This is a genomic window from Exiguobacterium indicum HHS 31, from assembly GCF_001939065.1.
GTDB classification, from domain to species: domain Bacteria; phylum Bacillota; class Bacilli; order Exiguobacteriales; family Exiguobacteriaceae; genus Exiguobacterium_A; species Exiguobacterium_A indicum.
Genome location: NZ_MPSZ01000004.1, coordinates 172900 through 197168 on the forward strand (window position 1 = coordinate 172900; position 24269 = coordinate 197168).

Annotated in this window: 24 protein-coding genes; 7 read left to right on the forward strand and 17 right to left on the reverse strand. The window is 49.0% G+C overall.

Annotation, left to right across the window (positions count from 1 at the left end; all coding sequences use genetic code 11):
* Nucleotides 1-108 precede the first annotated feature (108 nt).
* Entirely contained in the window at nucleotides 109-591 is a 483-nt protein-coding gene (locus N179_RS11655; RefSeq protein WP_058265683.1) for a site-2 protease family protein, read from the forward strand.
* A 46-nt stretch (nucleotides 592-637) separates the two neighbouring features.
* On the opposite strand, the gene N179_RS11660 is transcribed toward N179_RS11655, so the two are convergent.
* Nucleotides 638-811 (reverse strand): YycC family protein, encoded by a 174-nt coding sequence (locus N179_RS11660; RefSeq protein WP_075642923.1) that lies wholly within the window; start codon nucleotides 809-811, stop codon nucleotides 638-640.
* A gap of 115 nt (nucleotides 812-926) precedes the next feature.
* On the opposite strand from N179_RS11660, the gene N179_RS11665 reads away from it, so the two are divergent.
* The 3 genes from N179_RS11665 to N179_RS11675 all read left to right on the forward strand — a co-directional run bounded on the left by N179_RS11665 (nucleotide 927) and on the right by N179_RS11675 (nucleotide 5089).
* A complete protein-coding gene (locus tag N179_RS11665; RefSeq protein WP_082663182.1) occupies nucleotides 927-1721 on the forward strand; it encodes a hypothetical protein in 795 nt (264 codons plus the stop codon).
* A gap of 69 nt (nucleotides 1722-1790) precedes the next feature.
* Nucleotides 1791-3881: an MMPL family transporter gene (locus tag N179_RS11670; RefSeq protein ID WP_075642924.1), complete on the forward strand. Its 2091-nt coding sequence runs from the start codon at nucleotides 1791-1793 to the stop codon at nucleotides 3879-3881.
* Between the two features lie 92 nt (nucleotides 3882-3973).
* Complete coding sequence (locus tag N179_RS11675; RefSeq protein WP_023469665.1) at nucleotides 3974-5089, forward strand: NADH-dependent flavin oxidoreductase; 1116 nt, start codon at nucleotides 3974-3976, stop codon at nucleotides 5087-5089.
* A 419-nt stretch (nucleotides 5090-5508) separates the two neighbouring features.
* Here the strand turns inward: N179_RS11675 and N179_RS11680 are convergent, their stop codons facing one another.
* The 8 genes from N179_RS11680 to N179_RS11715 form a co-directional block, all read right to left on the reverse strand.
* Nucleotides 5509-6075 carry a 3'-5' exonuclease gene (locus N179_RS11680; RefSeq protein ID WP_035395622.1) on the reverse strand — a complete coding sequence of 189 codons (567 nt, stop codon included), beginning with the start codon at nucleotides 6073-6075 and terminating at the stop codon, nucleotides 5509-5511.
* Between the two features lie 108 nt (nucleotides 6076-6183).
* Entirely contained in the window at nucleotides 6184-7572 is a 1389-nt protein-coding gene (locus N179_RS11685; RefSeq protein ID WP_058265687.1) for an MATE family efflux transporter, read from the reverse strand.
* 150 nt (nucleotides 7573-7722) lie between these two features.
* The gene (locus N179_RS11690) at nucleotides 7723-8796 is read right to left on the reverse strand and encodes a site-2 protease family protein (RefSeq protein ID WP_075642925.1); all 1074 of its coding nucleotides are present in this window, start codon (nucleotides 8794-8796) and stop codon (nucleotides 7723-7725) included.
* A 67-nt stretch (nucleotides 8797-8863) separates the two neighbouring features.
* Nucleotides 8864-10135: a sensor histidine kinase gene (locus N179_RS11695; protein WP_035395628.1), complete on the reverse strand. Its 1272-nt coding sequence runs from the start codon at nucleotides 10133-10135 to the stop codon at nucleotides 8864-8866.
* Nucleotides 10132-10815: a response regulator transcription factor gene (locus tag N179_RS11700; RefSeq protein ID WP_035395630.1), complete on the reverse strand. Its 684-nt coding sequence runs from the start codon at nucleotides 10813-10815 to the stop codon at nucleotides 10132-10134. The genes N179_RS11695 and N179_RS11700 overlap by 4 nt, the downstream gene beginning before the upstream one ends.
* Nucleotides 10816-10834: 19 nt before the next feature.
* Complete coding sequence (locus N179_RS11705) at nucleotides 10835-11719, reverse strand: hypothetical protein (protein ID WP_035395632.1); 885 nt, start codon at nucleotides 11717-11719, stop codon at nucleotides 10835-10837.
* A 97-nt stretch (nucleotides 11720-11816) separates the two neighbouring features.
* Nucleotides 11817-12368 (reverse strand): maltose acetyltransferase domain-containing protein, encoded by a 552-nt coding sequence (locus tag N179_RS11710; RefSeq protein WP_035395634.1) that lies wholly within the window; start codon nucleotides 12366-12368, stop codon nucleotides 11817-11819.
* A 122-nt stretch (nucleotides 12369-12490) separates the two neighbouring features.
* Nucleotides 12491-13375: an SDR family oxidoreductase gene (locus N179_RS11715; RefSeq protein WP_055969577.1), complete on the reverse strand. Its 885-nt coding sequence runs from the start codon at nucleotides 13373-13375 to the stop codon at nucleotides 12491-12493.
* 131 nt (nucleotides 13376-13506) lie between these two features.
* Between N179_RS11715 and N179_RS11720 the strand changes: the two genes are divergently transcribed.
* Nucleotides 13507-13989: a VOC family protein gene (locus tag N179_RS11720; RefSeq protein ID WP_055969574.1), complete on the forward strand. Its 483-nt coding sequence runs from the start codon at nucleotides 13507-13509 to the stop codon at nucleotides 13987-13989.
* A 210-nt stretch (nucleotides 13990-14199) separates the two neighbouring features.
* Here the strand turns inward: N179_RS11720 and N179_RS11725 are convergent, their stop codons facing one another.
* Complete coding sequence (locus N179_RS11725; RefSeq protein ID WP_075642926.1) at nucleotides 14200-15549, reverse strand: FAD-dependent oxidoreductase; 1350 nt, start codon at nucleotides 15547-15549, stop codon at nucleotides 14200-14202.
* Nucleotides 15550-15959: 410 nt separating this feature from the next.
* Between N179_RS11725 and N179_RS11730 the strand changes: the two genes are divergently transcribed.
* Nucleotides 15960-16577, forward strand: a complete 618-nt coding sequence (locus tag N179_RS11730) for a YitT family protein (RefSeq protein ID WP_058265694.1) — start codon at nucleotides 15960-15962, stop codon at nucleotides 16575-16577.
* Nucleotides 16578-16676: 99 nt separating this feature from the next.
* Nucleotides 16677-17243: a GNAT family N-acetyltransferase gene (locus N179_RS11735; RefSeq protein ID WP_058713916.1), complete on the forward strand. Its 567-nt coding sequence runs from the start codon at nucleotides 16677-16679 to the stop codon at nucleotides 17241-17243.
* 72 nt (nucleotides 17244-17315) lie between these two features.
* On the opposite strand, the gene N179_RS11740 is transcribed toward N179_RS11735, so the two are convergent.
* The 7 genes from N179_RS11740 to N179_RS11770 are packed head-to-tail and all read right to left on the reverse strand — an operon-like array spanning nucleotide 17316 to nucleotide 24255.
* The gene (locus N179_RS11740; protein ID WP_075642927.1) at nucleotides 17316-18692 is read right to left on the reverse strand and encodes a hypothetical protein; all 1377 of its coding nucleotides are present in this window, start codon (nucleotides 18690-18692) and stop codon (nucleotides 17316-17318) included.
* Nucleotides 18689-19606: an FTR1 family iron permease gene (locus N179_RS11745; protein ID WP_075642928.1), complete on the reverse strand. Its 918-nt coding sequence runs from the start codon at nucleotides 19604-19606 to the stop codon at nucleotides 18689-18691. Before N179_RS11745 ends, N179_RS11740 begins: the two co-directional genes overlap by 4 nt.
* 12 nt (nucleotides 19607-19618) lie before the next feature.
* On the reverse strand, nucleotides 19619-20353 hold the full coding sequence (locus tag N179_RS11750; RefSeq protein ID WP_235515952.1) for a hypothetical protein: 735 nt from the start codon (nucleotides 20351-20353) through the stop codon (nucleotides 19619-19621).
* Nucleotides 20350-21078, reverse strand: a complete 729-nt coding sequence (locus N179_RS11755; protein WP_075642929.1) for a glycosyltransferase family 2 protein — start codon at nucleotides 21076-21078, stop codon at nucleotides 20350-20352. Before N179_RS11755 ends, N179_RS11750 begins: the two co-directional genes overlap by 4 nt.
* The gene (locus N179_RS11760; protein ID WP_075642930.1) at nucleotides 21075-22511 is read right to left on the reverse strand and encodes an alkaline phosphatase family protein; all 1437 of its coding nucleotides are present in this window, start codon (nucleotides 22509-22511) and stop codon (nucleotides 21075-21077) included. The genes N179_RS11755 and N179_RS11760 overlap by 4 nt, the downstream gene beginning before the upstream one ends.
* On the reverse strand, nucleotides 22508-23362 hold the full coding sequence (locus tag N179_RS11765; protein ID WP_058265699.1) for a lysylphosphatidylglycerol synthase transmembrane domain-containing protein: 855 nt from the start codon (nucleotides 23360-23362) through the stop codon (nucleotides 22508-22510). The genes N179_RS11760 and N179_RS11765 overlap by 4 nt, the downstream gene beginning before the upstream one ends.
* Entirely contained in the window at nucleotides 23344-24255 is a 912-nt protein-coding gene (locus N179_RS11770) for an NAD-dependent epimerase/dehydratase family protein (protein WP_075642931.1), read from the reverse strand. The genes N179_RS11765 and N179_RS11770 overlap by 19 nt, the downstream gene beginning before the upstream one ends.
* Between the last annotated feature and the right edge of the window lie 14 nt (nucleotides 24256-24269).

Here is a 24269-nt window from a genome sequence, read left to right on the forward strand (position 1 = left end):
GCAATTGACTTGCGAAAATCATCGAAACATTGTTTGAAGATACATCTTTCGGGAAAAATTATATGTAGTATTTAAGATGTTGTTTTGAAGTGAGAGGGTGTACGTTGTATGTTCGGTTTCGGTGATTTATGGAAATTCTTTTTATCGTTCTTTTTACTGCTGCCTATCGTGACATTGATTCATGAGATGGGTCATTACTTTTTCGCCCGATTGTTCGGTGGAAACATGGAAATCAATATTGGTTCAGGCAAATCATTGCTTCGTGTTGGTCCAATTCGACTGAATCGTGTTTATTTTTGGGATGGATGGTGTCAATATGAGGCGCTGCGTCATGAAACGAAGTTTGCTAATATCATGGTCTATGCTGGTGGATCGATCGCGAACTTGGTGAGTATCTTAGTCGTAAATGGTCTTATTTATGCCGGCGTGTTCGAGGCATCGATTTTTACGTACCAATTTGCGTATTTCTCGTTTTATTTCGTCTTTTTCTCCCTCTTCCCGATCGATCATCCGAATGGTTATCCGAGTGACGGAAAAGCAATCATCAATGTCTTCCGTTACGGTAAATCCGACTATCATCCACAATCTTAAACGAAGATTAAAGCCTCTTTCCGTCATTGGAATAGAGGCTTTTTACTCAAGATTCCGATTCCCTAGACGAATCAGATTCTGTTTTCGCTTGTTCCTGCTCGAGTTCGACGAGCTTTTGAATCAAGATATGGCGCGGCATATGCATCAGTTGTTCAAGTGGTACGTTCAGACGTTTTGCGAGTTCGACAGCCGTCTCTGCTGATAATTGTAAAGGTTTCATCGTGTTCGTCCTCCTTTTTCCATGAAGTTAGTATAACAGGAGGTGCAAGCCGAGCGCATCAATAGTAGCGAGAAACTGAGAAGGTTGATACCGTATGAAGTAGGAAGTGATGCATATGTATAAACCTGCTGCAGAGCTGTTACTCCATGAATCCGTCTCACTGTTTGATCGAATCGGGGAGGATTTGCTTCTTTTTCGAGATCGCCACGGATTTATGAAATGTGATGCGGATTTAAGACCACTATGGGAAACAGCATGTGCGTATGTTCCATTCTCCTGGTACATTGAGCCAGGCGGTGGACGATTGTTCATCGTATTTGAAGAGTCAGCTTATTTTGGTTTACTAGATTTAGAGCAAGGGCATTTAGATTATATCAAGCGACCCGCTGCTTTTTCCGAGGCATGGTTCAGTAATTTATTCTTGTGGCAAGATGATGAGATCTTCCTGTACACGGCAGAAACAGACGTCGTCTGTGTGAACGTTCAAACAGGGGACTGGCGGTACTCAAATTATGAAGAGGCGCCACTGTTCGGACGCTTAGTGGAGCGAGGATATGATACACGTTTGACGTTCGAACGATTCATCGCACCTACGACGATCATTTCTTATGATGATCTAAAAGAACGGTATGTGATTTGGGACGCTGCGACGAATCAGGAATCGATCATTCCTTTTTCGGATTACGCGGAGTACTCGCTCGTTGATCACCGGCACCAATTGTTTTCGATCACCGATTCATCTCGTTTTTACTTGTATGAGAAGAGTCAGCTGAAATATAAGTTCGAGGGATGTCATTCCTCCGTTTTACTCAAAAGTGTGTTACTCGATGAAGAGGCGCGACGTCTTGCGATCGTATCGACATCGGCGACATTCGGCAACACATGGGTTCAAATTTTTCAAAAGACGTAATGAAACATCCTTTTCGCTTTTCAGCAAGAAGGATGTTTTTTGTACGTTTATACAGAAAGGGGACGCATCATGCAACGGCTTGGTCATCTGATGAGTACGTATTTTCGAGGAGTGTTGATTGTTTGGGCAATCCTGCTCGTCGTGCTTGGATATTTCGCTTATCAACTACCCGATCGGCTAGAAGGAAACGGATTTACGCGTGACGGTGATTTTCAACGCGTCGAGACAGTACTCGATCAAGACTTCGGTCAGGATCCGCATACGATCATCGTTCTATTTGAAAATCAAGAGAATCTACGACAAACGATGGTGGAACATGTCGAGCGCTTCCGTGATATCAAAGGTGTCGGGAACGTCACTGGTCCCGTCGAAAATCCGCGAGCGATTCGGAACGATAAGGGATACGTGACGGTCGGGGTACCGACACTTGATGCGAAATGGGCAGCTGCGGTCACACGTCAACTGGATGATACCGGAACGATTCGACTAACGGGTGAACCAGTCGTCGTCGATGATTTGAATACAGCGTCGAAAAATGATCTCATCCGGGCTGAGTTGATTGGAATTCCAGCAGCGTTGATCGTCTTGCTACTCGTTTTCGGTACTCCGGTTGCCGCCATCCTACCGTTGATCATGGGACTCGTTACTTTTGTCTTTGGTGCCGGTGTTCTTTATTTCGTCGCCGGGCAACAAGAGTTATCAATCTTCGTCTTGAATGCGGTCGCGATGATTTCGCTGGCGCTCGGAATTGATTTTTCGCTGTTATACGTCAATCGATTTCGCGAAGAACGGCAGGACGGACAAGATATTCGGAAGGCAGCGATCCGTTCGGTCGAGACGGCAGGGCGTTCAATTTTATTTTCCGGAATCTGTGTATTCGTCGGACTTGCCGGGCTATTGCTGATTGATGTGGATGTCTTCCGCGCTGTTGCGATCGGGACGCTCGTTTCGGTCCTTGGGGCAGTCGTCAGTGCATTAACGTTACTACCGGCACTATTGATCGTTTTCGGGAAGGTGTTAGAGAAAGGACGACTCTTCCGGCAGCGAGCAGGTCGTAGTGAAGATCGTTGGCGTCGTCTCGCTCGTTTCGTCATGAAGCGCCCGGTCGCAGTGACGATTTTGTCCTTATTGCTGTTGTTACCTTGTTTATTGCCGTTACGTGACTTGACGTTGAACATTCCGCAAGCGACCGCTTTACCGGAATCCTATCCGTCACGTCTCGCCTTTGAGTCGTGGGAAAAAACATTCGGAAACGATGGAACGGACGCCGTCCTCATCTTATCTGCTGATGCTTCCTCAGAGGTGGGACGAGAAAAAATCGAAGACGTGACGATTCGACTCGAGTCGGATCCCGATGTACGTTCCGTCGTATCCGCCGCAACGATTGCCGAACAGCAACAAGTGCCGCTCGAGCAGTTAGTCGCTGTTCCGGCCGGGCGCGAAGCTTTGACGGCATTTCTATCAGAGAACGACCAAGCACGAATTGATGTTAACTTAAAAGGAGATCCCGGGGATGCTGCTTCGCAAGACTGGGTGCGAAAGATGCAAGCGGACGGTTATCTTGTCGGGGGACCGGCAGCCTTCAATCAGGAAATTTATGATGCCATTGAATCGAAACTCCCACTAGCAGTCGGTGTCGTCGTCTTGGCGACATTCATCATCCTGCTGATTGCGTTCCGGTCCATCTTGATCCCAATCAAGGCGATTCTGATGAATTTGCTTAGTCTAGGAGCGACATTCGGATTACTCGTCATCTTGTTCGAGTCCGGCGCAGTTCTTCCGCAGGAGACGATCGGCATTCTGACACCGGTCTTCATCTTCTCACTCGTCTTTGGTTTATCGATGGATTATGAAGTGTTCCTCGTCTCGCGAATGGAAGAATATTATGACGAGACGGGTGATAACGATTATGCGACCGAGATGGGGCTTGCGAAGACGAGTAAGATCATTACGTCTGCTACCTTAATTATGATCGTCGTCACAGGGGCGTTTGCCTTCACGGGCGTCAGTCCAATTAAACAACTTGGCGTCGGTATCGCGCTTGCGATTTTTATTGATGCCACAATCGTCCGGATGCTACTCGTCCCCGCACTGATGAAACTATTTGGTCACTGGAACTGGTGGTGGCCGGGTGGTCGTCGTAAAGCGATTCGCAAGTGACACATCGCGTAAGCACATCAGTAGCTATTCGGAGGAAGACGAGCGTATACTGTCGATATTCAATTCAAGAAATTAGAGGAGGCACTTCACTCATGGCAACTCAAGCAATGTTTGAACCATTTACATTACCAAACGGTGTGACGCTGAAAAACCGCGTCTTGATGGCACCGATGACGAACTATGCAGCACAAGAGAACGGCGAAGTATCGGATGCGGAACTCGCGTACTATGCAGAACGTTCAGGCGGCGTCAGTGCGGTCATTACAGCATGTGCGAATGTCACAGCAGACGGTCAAGGATTCCCGAATGAGTTCGGTGCGCATCGTGACGATCTCGTTCCAAGTCTGAAGCGACTCGCAAAAACGATTCAAGATAAAGGCGCAAAAGCGATCTTACAAATTTTCCACGCTGGTCGTATGGCACCACCAGAACTCGTCGGTGGGCAAACAGTCAGTGCAAGTGCTGTCGCACCTGTACGTGAAGGAGCAATGACACCTCGTGCGCTAGAGGCGGAAGAAGTTGAAGCAATCATTGAAGCATTCGGTCAGGCGACACGTCGTGCGATGGAAGCTGGATTTGACGGTGTTGAGATTCATGGTGCGAACACGTACTTGATTCAACAATTCTTCTCACCACACTCAAACCGTCGCGAAGACAAATGGGGCGGTAGCTTAGAAAAACGTCTCGCCTTCCCATTAGCGGTCGTGGATGCAGTCGAAGCTGTCGCGAAACAGGATCCTTCGTTCATCGTCGGATACCGTTTCTCTCCAGAAGAGATCGAAAATCCAGGAATCACACTCGATGATACGATGCGCCTCGTCGATGAGCTGGCGAAAAAAGACCTCGATTACTTGCACGTTTCCGTGATGGACTTCTTCGCAGGTTCGATTCGTGACGAAAATGCAACGACATCACCAATCACGCTCGTCCAAGAACGTGTTGGCGAACAAGTACCTGTCATCGGTGTCGGATCGCTGCACACAGCGGACGAAGTCGAACAAGGTTTGGCTGTCGTTCCAATGATCGCTCTCGGTCGTGAACTGATCATGGAACCGAAGTGGGTTGAGAAAGTCGAAGCGGGTGACCTTGCGTCAATCCGGACAGAACTTGATCCAGAAGCACAAGCAGAACTCGTCGTTCCAGATGCATTATGGGCAGGCATCACAAGTCGTCCAGGCTGGTTCCCGATCAAACAAACAAGCAAATAATAGAATAGTATCAAAAAACACTCTAGATCTCGTGTCTAGAGTGCTTTGAGACTGAAGGTAAAGTGCAATTTTTCTCTAACGAGAAGGATTGCGCTTTTTTGTTCGTCTCGCATCGTTTTCCTGGGACAAGCATCGCGCCGCTTCGCTTCGCTGCAGGGTCGCTCTTGCTTGTTTTTCCCTAGGAAGCGATGTCGAGTGAACAAAACGCGTCTCGGATCCTTCTTCTAGATAAAAAAGAATAACGCGTTACACGCCACTCCTACAGGAAAAAGCGCATTTATGCGCTGTCAGAGACAAACGAGACCCGTTTCCTGCTCGAATAGAGCGGGAAAACTGGCTTGTGTCTCGCCTGAGGAAAGGGCGTGAAAAGATGCGTCATTTTTTGGAGTCAGCCCTGTTGTCTACAATTTTTTTGTTTATTAATAGGCAACCTGTCCCATCCGAACGCCACAAAACGTATGCAAGGAGACCGGATCCTGTAGATTCGTTCGTTCCAACATATCGTTTAGGAGCAAGGCACAGACGTAGGCATCCTCTTTCGCGTCATGGTGCTGGAAAGAGACGTTGAGGAATTCAGCCATCGTATTCAATCGATGGTTCGGCAACCACGGATACAGTTTGCGGGATAATTTGACCGTGCAGCCGTAGGTGAAAGCGGGCATCTGGTACATATCGTATTTTTGAATCGCTTTTTGGAGCGCCCCCATATCAAATGATGCATTGTGGGCAACGACCAGTTGAGCACCTGCGATTAAATCGTATAAGCCCTGTGCTTCCATCGCTTCAGGTAACGTCGGTGCATCGAAGACATCACTCGGACGAATTCCATGGACCCGGATGTTTCCAGCATCGAAGTTCTCTTCTGGATTGATTAAGACCTGTTTACTCTCCGTGACGCGACCGTTGGAGAGAACGGACCAACCAAACGCACAAATGCTTCGGCTATTCCGATTTGCCGTTTCAAAGTCAATCGCTAATGTATACATGCAGCAGACTCCTTTCTGTCATTCACTAGTAACAGAATACATGTTCGTATTATAGAAGTCCATTAAAAAAGACCATCTGCAAGGCAGATGATCTGATATCCATTCCAGTCACTTCGCGGTGGCGACTTTTTGTTCCTCTGCGACGTACTCCTCCGGTTTAAATAATAGAACGCGATCTTTATAGGCGAAGACAAGGGCCGTCAAGACAGCCATCGCATCAGCGATCGGGAAAGCGAACCAGACACCATTGACACCGAAGAACAGGGGTAAGATCAAAACGAGTGGAATCGTGTATAACGTTTGGCGTGACAAGGACAAGAATAAAGCGACTTTCGCTTTGGCGAGCGATTGATACATCCCGTTGACAATCATTTGAATCCCATAGACGAACGATAAAGCGAATAAGATGCGCATCGCACTCGAGCCTTCCTGCAGCAGTGCTGCTTCTTCCGTGAACAAGCCGACCCAGAAGCGAGGGAACAATTGAATCAGTAACCACAAGCTGATCGATAACGATAAGCCGTAACGGATTGCCAACTTGATGGCAAGCGACATCCGGCTAAATTGCCGAGAACCGAAATTATACCCGACGATCGGTTGCATCCCTTGCACGATCCCCATGATTGGCATACCGACGAGCGCCATGAACTTATTGATGACCGCAAACGTCGCTAGTTCCGTCGTACCACCGTACCGGACGAGCATGTGGTTGACGGTGATGAACAAAATCGATTGGGAGACTTGCATGATGAACGACGATGATCCGATTTGCATCATCCGAAACGTTAAACGGAAATCGGGTTTGAAAGCATTCCGATCGAGTGTTAACCCCGTTTGCCGACGTTTCGTAAAGAAGAATCGGAAAACAAGTGCAGCACCGACGATTTGCGCAACGACTGTTCCGAGTGCAGCACCTTGGATGCCCCAATCAAGACCAAAGATGAACAGAGGTGTCAGGACGATGTTGATGGCAACCGTCGTCAGCATGATGCGCATCTGATAGTTCGCGCGTCCTTCTGCGCGTAACATTGCACTCGACGCCATCGTCAACATGAAGAAAGGAGATCCGATCAAGAGGACGCGTAAGAAATCGATGCTATACGGCATGATTTCATCTGTCGCTCCAAAGAGACGAAGTAACGGTTCGACGAAGATGAAAGCACTGATGATGGCGAGCATACTGATGAAGAAAACTGCTATCAAGACGTTCGCATAAGCACGACTGGCACCATCCGTCTGTTTTTGACCAAGCCGTTGTGACGCAATCGCAGCCCCCCCGATCCCAATCGAGTTGGCGATTGCCATCAACACGAGCTGGACGGGGAAAGCGATTCCGACAGCGGCAACGGCAGCCGTACCGATGCCTTGAGCGACGAAAATCGTATCGACGATATTATAGAGTGCCGTGACGAGCATCCCGACCATTGCCGGCAAGGAGAGACTAAGTAAGAGCTGGTTGATAGGTGCTTCACCCAAACGGGCAGTGTTTTTATTCATGGAAGGAGAGCCTCCTTTTTTAGACAAGTGGTAAGTAGGGTTTTACTCAGAGTAGTCGCTTCTATGAAGAGATGCAAGAAATCACTCTAGTCAATGTGTTCGTCTTATAAAAAAAGGATGCGCCATGAAGCGCATCCGATGGAACTCGTTCTAAGATGGTGTAGGCAAGTACCCTTTCGAGTACTCGAAAGCAATGAATAAAATGGCACCGAGCGCCAAGTAAGCGAGTAAGGTGATCGTTTGTTGTTTTTTCGGCATCTGGTGATACTGGACCGACTCTTCAGCGAGTCGGAGCGGTTCGATCCGCTGATCGATTCGTCGCAACAACGCATCGTAGTCGTTCGCAGCATCATATTGATACCGTAACAGGTCGTCCGCTTCCTGACGTGCCTCTTCCGGACTCGCTTGTCGCAAATCTTGTAAATCGAGACGAAGCGACCAAGCGATCGGGTCGTACGTACTTTCGACCGTTTGCTCTTCCTCCACTTCCGGTGCAAGAGCGACTTCCGCGTTTGCACGTTCTTGTTCCGCCTTTGCGCGTAAGACGCGTTCGCGTGCAGCACGGTATAACATCAAGGTCGATCGGTTCTCTTCATATTGTTTTGCGAACTTATACCGTTTCCAGACAGCACTGCCGCCGAAGAAAGCGATCAAGAGCAGAATCAGGCTGAAGTTCGTGATGCCGTAAGCAATCAAGGCAGCAAGACCCGCAACCCAAACGATGATCGGAAGTCCCGCAAGAATCCGTCCGCCGTCAAGCGGACTGACGGGAAGTAGGTTGAAGAGATTCAACAAGGCCCCGAGGTGGAAGATGACGAGCCAAAAGTCATTTCCCGTCACAGCGTATCCAATCGCAAGCGGAATCAGGGACACAAGACCCGCGAGTGGTCCACCGTACGCAAGAATCGCTTCTTGTTTTGGTGTCCGGAACGTATCTTTGATCCCGATGACGGCTCCCATGAACGGTACGAAAATCGCGGGACCCGTTTTAAAACCGAGTCGTTTCGCAGCGAGTAGATGTCCCATCTCATGAATGAATAGGAGATAGAGTAATCCGACCCCGAACCAGACACCGAATACTTGAGCGTAAAAGAGAAGCGAAACTCCGAACGAAATCAGAGTGCCTCCAAACTTCGAAAATTTTAATAAGGCAAGGATGACCTTTCCTTTCGTTAAGAGAAAGGCGCCGGCAACAGTAAGTCCACCCCAACGTTTTTTAGCCATCGTGAAATTCCTTCTTTCATCATGTGACGTTCTTCCTTAAGTGTACGACACAAATGTAGAAAAAGTTTCATTTAGACTGCTCGGGAATCAGATAGAAACAACTGCCATCTGGTTGACGGGCTTCACTACCGACCTGAAAATGATGCGTCGTCGCTAGAGCTGCAGCAATCGACAATCCGAGTCCACTTCCTGAACGATCGCGTGCTGCATCAAGTCGGTAAAACCGGTCAAATAACCGGGTACGTTCTTCGTTCGTTAGAGATGTTCCTCGATCAAGAACAGCGAGTCGCTCCTTGCGCAGATGCAATTCAGGAGAAGTGGCATATTTCAGGGCATTATCGATATAAATCGTCAAGATGCGTAGCACCGCTTCGCGATTCGCCAGGATCGTTCCAGAGGCATCAACAGGGATGATCGTCCCTGTCGCGTGATACATCCGATCAGCGAGTTCGCTCCCAAGCTCGGCTAAGTCAATCTCTTCGACAGACGTTTCTTCATAACCGAGACGAGACAGTTCGAGCATGGGCTCGATCAAGGTCGTCCGCATCGCATGCGTCTCCTGTAAGATATTTTCAATCGATTCATCGAGGACGTCCGGCTTCGTTTTGCCCCATCGCTTCAATAATTGCGCATACCCTTCGATGACGGTCAGCGGTGTCTTCATCTCATGCGAGACATCGGCGACGAACTGCCGTTGTTGTTCCATCGTCTGATCGACACGCCCAATCATCTGATTGAAGACGCGACCGAGGCGACCGATCTCATCATCACGTTCAGTCTGCACGGTCTCAAGCGTTCCAGAAGACGAGATCCGTTGCATCGTATCATTCAGTTGCCTGAGCGGGCGGAGCGTCTGATACGCAATCCAGAAGCTACTGATGAACGCGATGACGATTCCAACGACCAACACGATGGTGAAGGTCAAGACGAGTGTCGAGACCGTATCATCGACGCTTTCATCTTCGAATAAATAGGCTTGATCCTGATAGACGATACCGAACCAATCACCAGATTTGAAAGGTTCGTTCGAACGCGGGATACCGGGTAGGTCACTTGCTTGTACGTCTCCGTTAACGGTAGACGAGTCGTCGTCATCTTCATCATTTGAAATGACCCATCGTCCATCTTCGTTCGATAAGACGACGGAATCCTCATGAAGCGTCAACAATGCCCGGACCGATGAATCATCCTCCATCAATTCCTCCGCCTGTTCCAGTTGGGTATAACGCGATTCAATCAAATGATTGCGGACGACGAAGGTCACGACGATGAACGAAAGCAACAATAAAAGTGTCGTAAAGGCGGTGACGGATAAAGCAAGTTTCGTTCGAAGCTTCATGGGTTCGCCTCCCTCAGTACATAACCAACCCCACGAACGGTCTGGATCAAAGCAGGAGGGTGAGCATCGACTTTTTTTCGAAGGTAACGGATGTAGACGTCGACGATATTCGTCTCGCCGAAGTAATCGTATCCCCAGACGCGATTTAAGATTTGTTCGCGTGTCAGGACATGTTCTTTGTTTTCCAGTAAATACGTCAGGAGTTCGAACTCCCGTGGTGTCAAATCGAGTCGCAATTCATCGCGAAATGCTTCATGTCGATCAAGATCGAGTACAAGATCTGCGAACTGTAACGTGCGCGATGCGTTACTAGTTGAAGTCGGAGTGCGTAGTAACGCACGGATCCGGGCAAGGAGTTCCTCCATCTCGAACGGTTTCGTCACATAATCATTCGCACCAAGATCGAGTCCTGCGACCTTATCGTAAACTTCCCCACGTGCTGTTAGCATAATGACGGGGATATGAATACCTTTTCCACGGAGCCTGCGCAACACCTCGAAGCCGCTCAGCTCCGGCATCATCACGTCGAGTAAGACGAGATCAACCGAATGCTCAGCGGCAGCGAGACCATCTTTTCCGTTGGGGGCGACACGTGTCGCGTACCCGGCATATTGGAGTTCGAGTTCAAGGAGGCGTGCGATTTTCGCATCGTCCTCAACGATTAAGATGGTAGTTGGCATAAACATCCTCCTTTAATGATCATTCATCGATTTCTTTCACTTCGTCTGACGCGTTTAACTCAAGTTTAACGGAACCACCGACTCGGATGTCATCATCTTGTTCCATGTTTGATGCACGAGAGTACGATTTTTGCGTACCATTCTGTTCGATGATGATTTCTTGATTCGTTATTTTAGCGAGCGTGCCGCGGACTTCTTGTTCCCGTGCATCGTCACCGTCTTCGTCGCGTGTAGCATTACGATTCTCGTCGTCATCTTCGCGGTCGATTTCACGGACTTGACCGTCTGCATTCAATTCGATTTTCACGATATCCCCAGATTTCGCAGCGTCGCGTTCCGCACGATCCGCAATCGCGTAGACCGTCTCTTGTCCATCTTGTTCGAGTGTCAATTCACTTTGTGATAGGGCACGAAGGATGCCGTACCGTTCATTCGCATCGTCTGATGAATCATCTGAGCGATTGCCATCGTCCTCTCGGTCATTCCGATCGTCTTGATCTTCTCGCTCCAGTTCCGTGATTTGCTGATTCGCATTCAGATCGATTTTGACCCAATCGCCTTCTTGCACGGCTTCGCGTTCGACTGACGAAGCAAAGTCATACGTCTGAGTGTCACCGTTGACGTCGATCGTCATTGAACGATCCGATAGTTTTTGTAATGTGCCTTCGATTTCTTGATCGTCACGCATCGAAGCAGGAAGCTTTTGTTCGACTTGGCGCGAAGCAGCTTCGACTTTTTGCTCTGCCTGCTGTGAAGTGGTGACCGTCGAGTTGACGAGAGAGTGTCCCGGACCTGTGAAGAGTAGGAACGCACCGGCTCCTGTTAAGACTGTACCCGTTACGGCAAGTGTAGCGATTCCTTTTTTGAAACGTTTATTCCCTTTATCTGTTCGTTTTTCAGTCATGATGATGTCCTCCTTTAGTAGTGGCTGTTGTTCTTATACATAGAATAACCAGACCATGTGAAAGGAAGCTGAGGAACAGATTAGAATTTGATGAGAATTAGATTGTTTTGATGACTCGGGCTGGATTTCCACCGACGACGCTGTTTGCCGGTACATCCTTGACGACGACACTACCTGAGGCGATGACAGCATTATCTCCGATCGTCACACCGGGATTGATGACCGCGCGTCCACCGATCCAGACGTTATTCCCGATGACGACCGGTTTCCCGAATTCATAACCGCTGTTGCGCTCGACAGGATCGAGTGGATGGGTCGCAGTATAGATATGTACTCCTGGAGCAAGCATGCAGTTGTCACCAATCGTGATCGGACAAATATCGAGCAAGACACAGTCGTAGTTGGCATAAAAGCGAGCCCCTAACGTAATGTTGTAGCCATAGTCACATTTAAAGGTTGGTTCAATGTAAAAGTCGGCTTGCTCCGTCTGGAATAATTGTTGAAGAAGTGCCTTCCGTTTAGTCCCATCATGAACACTCAATTGATTGAACTCATAACAGAGCGATTGTGCCCGGATACGGTCAGCTACGAGTTCCGGATCTTGTGCTAAGTAGAGTTCCCCTTGAATCATCTTTTCTTTTTCAGTCATCTGATTCACTCCTTCATCGTTATTACTCTCATTAGACTAAATGGTGCCTCGTGATGCAACTGATATCCCGTTAAGACACATGAAAACAGGATAGCCGAAGCTATCCTGTCGAGATTCAATCCTTATGCCAATTCGATTCCGCCTGTGACACCATAGATTTGCGCCGTAACATAGCTCGCAGCGTCTGAAGCGAGGAAGACATACACATCCGACAGTTCGACCGGTTGACCACTTCGTTTCAGTGGTGTTTCCTGCCCGAACTCTGGAATGTTCTCGCTTGGCTGACCACCCGAGATTTGAAGCGGTGTCCAAATCGGACCAGGTGCGACGGAGTTGACACGGATTCCTTTTGGCGCGACTTGTTTAGCGAGTCCACGCGTGAACCCGTTGATGGCAAACTTCGTCGATGCATAATCCAAGAGGTTCGCGCTTGGGTTGTATCCTTGAACGGATGTCGTCGTAATGATCGAAGCCCCTTCTTTCAAGAGTGGCAAGGCTGCTTTGACGACCCAGAAAAGGGAGAAGACATTGATTTCGTATGTCTTACGTAATTGCTCCGTTGACAGGTCGAGAATATCTTCGACGGCTTGTTGTTTACCTGCGACAAGTGCCAAAATGTCGAGTCCACCGAGCGATTCGTGTGCTTCTTTAATGAGTTGCTGACAGAACGCTTCATCACTTAAATCACCAGGTAAGAGATATGCTTTTTGTCCCGCTGCTTCAACGAGTGCTTTGACTTCTTCCGCATCCTGTTGTTCTTCCGGTAAGTAGTTGAGCACGATGTCAGCCCCTTCACGAGCATAGGCAATGGCTGCTGCTCGGCCGATGCCGGAGTCGCCACCCGTAATCAGTGCTTTTTTGCCGATCAATTTGCCAGAGCCTTTATAACTCTCTTCGCCACAATCGGGAACAGGTTCCATTTTTGCTTGAACTGCTGGTGCGTCCTGATATTGTTTTGGGAAATCGTCATTGAAGTATTGGGTTAACGGATTTTTCGATGCAGCCATGTAAACATTCCTCCTGAAAGTTGGTTTTGGTATAGGGTGTATGTTCCCTCAACAGGTCGGATTAAACGTTTCTGATCGTAGTAAATTTGGAAATTGATGGTTTACACTAGAAAAAGAGGAGTGTGAAGAAGATGATTACTGGATTGTATGAAGCTCATTTACCGGTCAAAGAACTCGAACGATCAATTGCCTTTTATGAAAAATTGGGACTTGCATGTGCGTTCCAAAATGAACGCGTCGCTTTCTTTTGGATCGAGCACGGCAAGAGTTGGTTAGGTTTATGGAAAGCCGGTCAAGCCGAGTTACCGTATCATCCATCGATTCGACATGTGGCGTTTCGAATGGAGCAAGAAAATATCGATAAAGCACAGGACTGGTTAAAGGAGATGGGCATTATCGTCCGATCCGCCTTTGGTGTAGCGGCAGCCGATCAACCGCTCGTTCTCGATAACCATCCACATGCGCACGCGGCGATCTACTTCGAGGATCCAGATGGAAATTCACTCGAGTTGATTGCACCGTTACGCTTTGACATGGAGACGGTGAACGGCACAATGCCGTATCAGGACTGGCAGCATCTATTTGAGACTGAATCGGAGAAAAAGACGACATAACTGGGGTTTTCATTCGAAATCGCTTCCTAGGAAAAAACAAGCAGGAGCGACCCTGCAGTGAAGCGAAGCGGCGCGATGCTTGTCCCAGGAAAACGATTCGAGACGAACAAAAAAGCGCAATCCTTCTCGTTAGAGAAAAATTGCGCTTTGTCTTCAGTCTAAAACAAGCAACGGTGATCCGTTGCTTGTTTGATTTATCGTGTAATGCGCTTAGACACGAGCGGATTGACGCTCATTCATTGCTTGCAGAGCTGCTTGGTTCAGCAAGTTCCACGGTTTGTTGTAGTGCGGTTGGAAAAAGAAGTCGACGAAAGCGAGCTCTTCAAGTGTCATATCGTTTTGAATCGCGACAGACAGTGTGTTCATCGCTTGTGTCAAATCAATTTTTGAGATGATTTGTGCACCGACGACACGATGGGTTGCTGTCTCGAAGACGAGCTTCAATTGGACGTCTTCTGCTGTTGGCATGAACTCTGGGCGATACGCATCTGTGACTGTCGTGCTACTCACTTCGAGTCCGAACAAGGGTGCCGCTTCTTCTGTCAAACCAGTCGATGCGATATTCAAATCATATAGGCGAAGACCAGATGTGCCTTGTGTTCCTTGGTAACGAATCTTTGGTGCGCGCAAGTTTTTACCGATCAATGTTCCCATCCGGACAGCATTCGTTGCGAGTGGAATATAGGCATGTGTCCGAGCTGGATTGTAATAGACGGCACAGCTGTCACCAGCAGCAAAGATGTTCGGGTTGCTTGTGCGCATATAATCGTCAACGATGATAGCACCGTTCGGTAGCATGTCGACCTGTCCTTTTAAGAGTTCCGTACTTGGGCGGAAACCGACACAGAGAATGACGAGATCCGTTTCAAACGTTCCTTTGTCTGTGACGACGTGTGTCACGGCGCCGTTTTCCCCTTTGAAGCTTTGGACGGTTTGTCCGAGTTCGAGGCGAATACCACGGTCTGTCAATTCACGTTCGATGACGTCAGTGAACGAGCGGTCGAGGTATTTGTTGAGAATGCGATCCGCACTATCGATGAACGTGACGTCTTTTCCGTATGCTTCAAACGCTTCGACGAGTTCAGCACCGATATACCCTGCACCAACGACTGTGATCCGCTCTGCATCTGTTGCTTTTTCAATGATTGTTTGAGCGTGGTGATAGTTTTTACAGAGCTCGATCTGATTCAATTCGATGCCGGGAAGCATCGGAATGATTGGCCATGATCCAGTCGTCATGATGAGTTTATCGTACATATCGTGAACGACTTCACCAGTCATGAGGTTTTTTGCAACGATCGTTTGGCGTTCACTATCGATTTCAAGTACATCATGTTTCAGACGCATCTCAGCGCCGAGTTCAGCGAGTTCACTTGGTGATGAGTAGAAAAGCGATTCCGCATGTTTGACGACACCACCGACGTGAAGCGCAATTCCACAAGAGAGAAACGATACATTGTCATTCCGCTCATAAACGGTGATCTCGACGTCTTGTTGTGAAGCGAGTTCTTTGACTGCTGCTGTTCCTGCGTGTGTACATCCGATGACTGCTACTTTCATGGGTAAAGTCTCCTTTGTGTTTTGTTTGTGATAAATATCACATTCATTTGATATACTTAGTGTAATCCTTCACAAGGTTGTTTTCAAGTAGTTTGTTCAATGTTGAGCATAATCTTGTCTAAATTGTGAATGAGTGAGCAAAAGTGTTTGGATTATGTGAAGAATGCGTAAAACTGTTTTAGTTACTGAAATTCGGGTTATAATGAATGTAGATTTTTAATGAAGGGGTGGAAACCGATGGATACCGAGAGGACCAATCATCTATTCAGCTTACCTGATTTTTAGCAGTACCGGTCATAACGAACAGACGGTAATGGCTTATAAAAATCAGGGAGAGCGAAAATAGATGAATACCCAAACGGGACGTATAAAACCTCTCCCGCGATGTAAACGGGAGAGGACAATAAAACATGAAACGAATCGCAACCATCTTAACCGGAACGCTAATCATGGCGTTCGGTTACTACACATTGAATGAACAGTTCGGATTAGCAGAAGGCGGCTTCATCGGATTGTCGTTGCTCGGTCGATACTTTTTTGATATCAATCCTTCGATTTCAATGATCGTGCTCGATATTCCATTTTTCATTGGTGCCTTGTACTTCAAAGGAAAACGTTTCGTCAGCGAAGCGTTACTCTCAGCAGGTGCATTATCAGTTTTTTATGAGATGTGGCACCGACTCGATTTGTTCCACTTTCCAGAACAGGCTTGGCCAGCGACGCTCATCGCAGCGATCGCTAGCGGAATCGTGACCGGATATGGTCTCGGACTTGTTTTGAAAAGTGGAGCGGCAACAGGTGGAGACGATTTGCTATCGATGGGACTAAGTAAACTGACAGGTCTATCGATCGGAACGATCTTGTTCGGACTCGATGCCATCGTGTTAATCATCTCACTCGTCTATCTGCCGCTCAGCTTAACGTTATATACGTTACTGGCTGTAGCGATCGCTGGACGTGTCGTGGCTGTCATGACACGGGAGCCTGTCATCGTACCGGCACCTGTCGTACAAAAAGTCACGCAGTGAGACAGATGAATGTCTAAAAAAATCATGTATCGGATTCGACATCGTCGAGTCCGATTTTTCAGGTTCATGGATTAGAAAAAACGAAAGGAGAAGGATGAGATGATTCGACAAGCACATGCTTCTGAAGCACAACAGATTGCCCCGTTGATTGAGCAGGCGATTCATGAGATTGCTGAGACACTGACGGGTACGACAAAGCGGGAGGAAGTTTTAGAGCGACTCGCGTACTTCGTCGCTGAAACAGGAAACCGATTGAGTCATGAAAACATCCTCGTGAAAATCATCGAGGGTGAAGTAGCAGGTATCGTCATTGCATATGCCGGGACGGATGCGGAACAACTCGACGAACCGATCAAAGCACAACTGAAACGTTGGACGGGTCAAGACGTCCGGATCGACGTCGAGACGGAAGGACCGGTCTATTACTTGGATACTTTATCGGTTGACGCGCGTCATGGTGGAAAAGGAATTGGAACGGAACTATTGCAGGCAGCAGCGGAAGAAGGGGAAAAACGAGGACTACAAGCGTTCACCTTAAACGCTGATCAAACGAATGCAGGAGCACAGCGACTGTATCGTCGTCTCGGCTTCGAACCAGTCCGGACGATTGAAATCAGCGGCGGTACCTTTGATTATATGGAACGTCGTTACGATACGCAGCAATGAAAAAAACCATATCGATTTCCACGGTGGTATTCGGGAATCGACATGGTTTTTCGTATGGGTGTAGTCGTGTCGTCAAGGCGTTAATTGATACAGCATCGCTTGCGCGTCTTCTGGTTCGTAGCGGGCATCACTCGTGAAGCGGACGACTTGTTTGACGTTTGGTCGTACGCCTTGAGCGTGAAGACGCTCGAGCAATCGACCGGTCACGTAACTCTGGTCGGATTTTGGTTCTGCGTTCCATTTACTGATCGATCCGATCGGAACGATCGCGGCATCCGGTTGTTCAGACTGGAATTGGCGAGCTTCCTCGTCGGTAAAGACTGTCGCGCCGATTGGAAGAGTCGCTACGTAACGCGCTAGTTCAATCGTTGCCGGAGGACGCGTTGCTTGCTCGTTTAACGCGAGGCTACCGATCGTCAATTGAATGACTAAAAACGGCAGATACATCCGCAACGGAAGCTGACGGATCAACCAGATGAGTAGCAATAGGACAAGCGGTAAGACATGACGGGGTTTATCGATATTTTGTCCGAGCCAGACCCAGACGAAATAGAGTCCAGCCGTCGCTCCCCAAGCGACATCGACCGTCCAACGTCTGCGTAAGAATAGGAGCAGTCCAGACACTAGTCCGATCCATGTGCCATAGCCGATTCCATGCCAGAAGAGTTGCTGAAGCGTCTGAACAAATCGTTGAACGATAGAAGCATCATCGGTCTGAGCAGAACCACCCCAATCGGAAAAATGACCGCTGATGAAGCGGAGTGATAATTGAAGAAACGAATAGGGTCCACCGACAGAAAAAGCGACCGGGAGCAACCAAGCAAGCTGTGCCAGAACAAGAAGGGCGCACTCGGATAAGAGTTGCCAGTAATCCTTTCGTACCTGCCACAGCAGGACAAGCAACATGAAACCAAACGGCGCGTAGGACAATCGAGTCGCCATCAGTAAACCGAACAGAAGATACGGAAGCCAGCGACGAATCTGATGCCGTGCGCGTTCGATGCTCCAGCCGTACCAGACGAGTAGTCCGAGGGCGAGCCCATCCGACATCCCTGTCGCAGCGAACGTCACGAGTGAGGCAGTGGAGAGAACGGTAAAGGCAGCGATCAGCCGAGCCGTATCATAGGCATGACGGCGAAAGAGCGAGTAAAGTGGCAAGAGCGCACTTGCCAGTCCTAGTGTAGAGACGAGTCCGAGCGCTTTGACAGGTATCATCAGCGGCAGAAACAGATTGGCAAATAAGATGAAAAAGGGATAACCCGGAAAGTGCGGACGTAAATCAGCCAGATCATAATCGGTCACAGCTAACGTGAAGTTCGCAATATCGTAGCTCGCGATGAAGGGACTGACGTAACTGATCCGTAAACCAATCCAGCCACCGATGAATAGCAGCGTGATCCAAAAAAGCGATCTTCCACGCGGACGTGAACGATCGCTTCGGACGGTCAAGAAACCTCCTGTAAGGACTTTGATGACTTCGATGGTTTGTTTTGACGGAGCAACATCCAACCGGCAAAGGCGAAGTAGCCCCACCAAGCGACGACTTGTTCGAGCGATGGGTTATGGCTGTATCCGAACATCGCACCCATGAACGTTCCGATCTGTCCACTGATCAATGTTGAATTTCCTGTATCACGCAAGTATTGCACCTGATCGATGTAGTGCTCCGGCATGAAGCCGACGATATTGTATACAGCAGCTGGTGTGCCGTCAGCATTCATCAAAAGACTACCGAGCAAACCAAGATCTTGGAAGCGTCCAATCGTTTGGACGAGCATGCCGGCTGCGATGAATAGAATGAGTACGCCCGTCACTTGGAAGAAGCGTTTGACGGGAATCTTCATAGAGCCGGAAACGAATAAGTATCCGAAAATCAAGGCGAGTAACAGACCGGAAACCGCGCCATAACTCGTTAGTACTTTTTCGATTTCCCCACCTGAGATGGCAGCGAAGAAGAAGACGGTCTCAATTCCTTCTCGAACGATGACGAGGAAGGAGTGGATGATCATCGTGATGGCACTACCCGTCGAGACGGCAGCGGCGACCTTCGCTTGGGAGGCTTGTTGATTCTCTTTCGCTTCCTTTCCCATCCAGAGGACCATGTGTGTCAAGAGCAGGACGGAGACCATCATGATGCCGAGACGGAGATACGTATCGCTTCCGAAGCTCGCAAAACTCGTAAAGACGACTTGGAACAGGAACGCGACACCAAGGCTAGCGAGAAGTGCCAACCCGACACCTGCGTAGACCCACTTTTTATATTGTGGAGCGTTCAATCGATCGAGATAACCTAAGATCAACCCAACGATGAGAACAGCCTCGAGACACTCCCGAAGCGTAATCAAAAACGCTTGAAAATCCATCTGTCTTCCTCCTTATGAGCGGCGTTTCTTCTTCCATTGACCAATGACGACGATGACGATGAGGACGATGACGAGTCCGAGCGCAATCAATTTCCAAATCGCGTCCGTTCCGAACGTTTGACCGAGGAAGGAGTCTTCTTCCGTGAAGACGCCTGTTTTTTCTTCACCCGGCAAAACGAAGAGAGGTGTTAACGTATCTTCGATCATCGTAATGTTTTTCTTGAAGGATTCCTCATCACTCGCTTTTTTCCCGACCCCAAACAGACCAGGATTTCCGAGTGCTTTTAAGGATTCATCAAATGCAGTATACACGTCATCGGATGTTTGTGCATCCTTGCTTTCCTTGACGTAAGGCGCGAGCACATCGTATGTTCCGCGGGCTTTCGCAAGTAAGAGCTTCGCTTGACCGAAGTCCTCGAACTGCTCTTCAGCAAAGTGCAGACGACGTTCAATATTTTGACGGAGAGCGACGCGGTATGCTTGTTTAGCAGCCTCTGCATCTTCTTGTTCAAGCGCCGTGTCGATCTTCGCTTTCGCTTCAGGGAAATACAGTTTGAATTCTTTATCATAGGCGGCAAGGGTTTCTTTCGCAAGCGCGTAATCCTTGGCATCAAGCTGTTCTTCAAATTGTTTATACGCTTCCGCAAAAGCTTCCTTTCCTGGGTCTCCATAACTATAAGCGGAAACCGTGGAAGTGCTCACGAACAGTGAGAGCAGGAGGAGCGGTAGCAAAAGAAGGCGTTTCATCCGAGGTGCTCCTTTCGTTCCATGCGTTCTTCAACGCTAAGCTGTGTGATCGGTCGTCGCCATTCCCGGTAAATCGCTGGGAGGACACGTTGGACATAATTCAGACGGATAAAAGACTTTCCTGCTTCCCGGACCCGATAACGAATCGGGACTTCGTGCAGGCGGAAGCCTTTTCGGACGAGATTGAGAGTTAAGACTTGGGCATAGTTATAATCGTGAATGATCTCAGCATGGTGACACGCTGCGCGTGAAAAAGCACGCATTCCACTTTGACCATCATGGATTTTACGTTTCAATAAAAGGCATTGCAACCACGTGAAGACATGATTCCCGATATAGCGATAGAGTCGCATCCCGTCGACGGTACCGAGAAAGCGGGAACCGAATACGTAGTCGGCCTGATCGTGTAAGATCGGTCGCACGATATCCGGGATTTGATCGGCCGGATATTCGTTATCCGCATCGATCATGACAGCAACATCCGCGTCAAGTTCGTAGGATTGGCGGAGTCCTTCCCGGACTGCAGCGCCGAGTCCTTGATTTTGTTCGAACCGATAGACATGTGCGCCGTGTTGACGCGCGATCGTACTCGTCTCATCAGTCGAACCATCATCGATGACGAGGGTCTCGACCGGAATACCGTCGATCATGTCCGGGATCCGTTTTAAGACGAGCGGGAGCGACACTTCCTCGTTGTGTGCCGGTAAAAAGACGATAATCTTCATGTGTACCTCGCCTCCTTGAACGCTTCTGTCAACAGCACCCCGCGGCTATCGTGCGGGATGTCTGCCCCTAGTACTTTTGTGATCGTCGGTCCGAGTGACAAGATATGATGGTGCGTATCGACTTTTAGACCGGCATGAATGTTCTTACCGTACATCCAGAACGGAACGAACCGTTCGCCTTCATCCAAGTGACCGTGTCCGCCAATTCCATCCGCTTGACCGTGATCTGCCATGACGATGAGTGTCGCATCCTCGAGTTTACCGAGACGATCGAGCTCCTCACAAAATTCAGCGAGTAATGCATCCGCTTCTTCGATTTTTTGAACATACTCGGAATAGAGGGTGCCCCGACTGTGTCCCGTTTGATCCGTTCCGATCAACTGAATCGCGAGCAGATCCGGATCCTCTTCATGGACGATTTGTTTGGCACGTTCAACGATATTTCGATCTGCAACATCGTTATGCATGACTGCCGTGACGGTCCGTACATCGGTTGAACCGAACGCATCGACAAGGTGCGCGATACCAAGAATTTTTCCTGATTTATCGACGGCACGGAGACGATCGAAGACGGTATCCGTTTTAACGCCGGTCGTATTCCAGACCATGTTCGAATGAATGCCATGATCTTCTGGGCGAGCACCGGTGAACATCGAACTGAAGCAGACGACGGTCCGGGCAGGGTAAACCGTCTCCATATTCGTATATTCCGTTCCTTCCTGACGCAATCGTTCGAGGAACGGTGTGTTTGCTGCCATGTAGCGATCTTTACGCATTCCGTCGACAATCAGGACATAGACTTTTTCTGAAGTCGGAAGATCGGCATCTACCGTCATTGCCTCGGGCAACTTCGGTTTCCAGTCGAACAGGTAGTGATGCAGGATCCATGCAAAGACGAATAGACCAATTGGGAACCAGACGAACGTCATGTCGAGTGTCGGCGCGTCGCTTGCCGTCCACCAGTACATGAGTAACAAGGCAACCTTAGGCAGTTGCTCCTGCGCGTTACCACTTGTCGAATCACTATTCTTCAGAACGAGTTTCCAAAAGCGCGTGAAGTTCGTCCAGCGCGTTCCAATCCGGAGATGATAATAGATCGTCCCCCAGAAAAAAATCGTGAAGAAGAAATAGAGACCTGCGCCATAGGCGAACAAAGGTAAATAATCTGCATTCGTACCCCGAAGGAACAGCCAAACGATGACCGGAATCCAAAGGTAATTTCGTAAAAATAACGGAAAATCATAACGCCAAAGCAAGATGAACAAAGGAAGCGTCACGATGAAACCAAGACCAGCTTCTGCGAGAGGCATCTGCGTCCATAAGGCGTACGTCAAGAAGACGCCGATCGTAAAAATGGGTGTGAAGGGTTTTCCTTCATTGAGTAAGTTCCAGGCGCGTGCTGCGACTTTTTCAAAGCGAGAAGCGCTTTTCATCGTCTTCCTCCTTTCCAATCAGTGTATTTGAGCTGACGAACCAACAACCGAAGTGTAGCCGGATGCCGAATGAGAACGTACAGCGGGATAAGAAAAGCAAAGGCATATTTAAAGAAGTGCGTCATCAAGGCAACGTCGTATGCATGAGCAACACCGGCTTGCCGTAACACCGTACCCATCGCGAGTTCGTACGTACCGAGTCCACCCGGCGTGAATTGAATCACACCGGACAGGACACCGGCACTCATCGCAATCAATGTCGTCGGAAAGGACACATCGACACCAGCTCCATGTAAGAGGAGGAAGACGGCGAGTGCCTCGACTGCCCAAGCGAGCGTTCCGAACAGAACGAGCGATGGGAGATGCGGGACATGTCGGCGTAACACGAGCAATAACGCGGTCGCAAGGAGCGCGACGAGCAAGACGATTGGGTGAAACAACCAACCGATCAGAATGAAGGTACACAGAACGATCAAGTCAATACTTCGTTGTAAGACGAAGATCGCGCTCGTCTGTTTCCATGGACTTCCGACGGCTCTCGCCGTCACGAGTCGGATCATCTCTCCCAGTTTGACCGGTGAGAGATGATTGATCGTCAGTCCGAGATACAGGCTCGACAGGTATACAGCAGTCGGTGCACGTTTGGCATCGGCGCGGCGCCAGGCGACCGCGCGTAAATAAAAGGCGATCGCATACGTCAAGGTCGCAAGGATCGTCCAGGGACTCTTGAATAAAGCTTCAATGTACCGATACGAGACCGGTAACTCCAGGAAAAAACGGAGCAGTAAAAAGATGACAAGCCCGGTAAGCGTCAGATACAGAAACGTTCGAATCAGCGGTTTTGATGCCACGCGATCACCTGCTCCAGTCCAACATCGATCTCGATTGACGGTTGGTAACCGAATGCTTCTTTTGCAGCCGTCGTATCACTCCATGTCATCGTCACGTCCCCACGTCGTGCAGTTTGAGTTTGCACGGGCACATCAAACCGTTGACCGATCCGTTCAGCTAGCGTGCGGACGGAGACCGGCTGATTCGCGCCGAGGTTATACGTACCTACTGCACGAGCCAGCAACGCCTGTTCCATTCCACGGGTGATGTCATCGATATACGTGAAGTCACGGATCGGATCACCGAAGACGGTGAGTGCCTCTCCGCGTAATGCCTGTTCGATGAATCGAAACAGCGCCATATCAGGACGACCCGAAGGACCATAGACCGTAAAGAAGCGAAACAGCGTCACGTTTACATCATATAAATGAGCATAAGCATGACAAAAGCTTTCGGCACTATACTTGGCTGCCGCATAAGGACTGGCGACGTGTCCCGTTGCCTGATCTTCTTTCAGCAGACCCGTCTGTTCCCCGTAAACGGAAGAAGAAGACGCGAAAAAGACATGCGGCATGCCATGTCTTTTTGCGGCTTCTAACAAGGTCACCGTCATATCGATGTCCTCACGAATATAGTGATGCGGTTCCTCGAGCGAACGCGGAACACCTGGAAGAGCTGCGAGATGAAAGACGGCGTCGAACGATGTCTCCATCCAGGCGTCGAGATCGTGATGAACGTCACCCGTCGTAACGGTAACACCGGCACGTCTTAATGCAGCTGCTCGTTCTTCTTTTAACTGAACATCATAGTAGTCCGTGAAAGCATCAAGTACATGGACGGTATGGTGCTGCTGGAGCCGGAGGGCGAGGGCGGCGCCAATGAAGCCGGCACCTCCTGTGATTCCGATATTCATCTTATCCCTCCGTT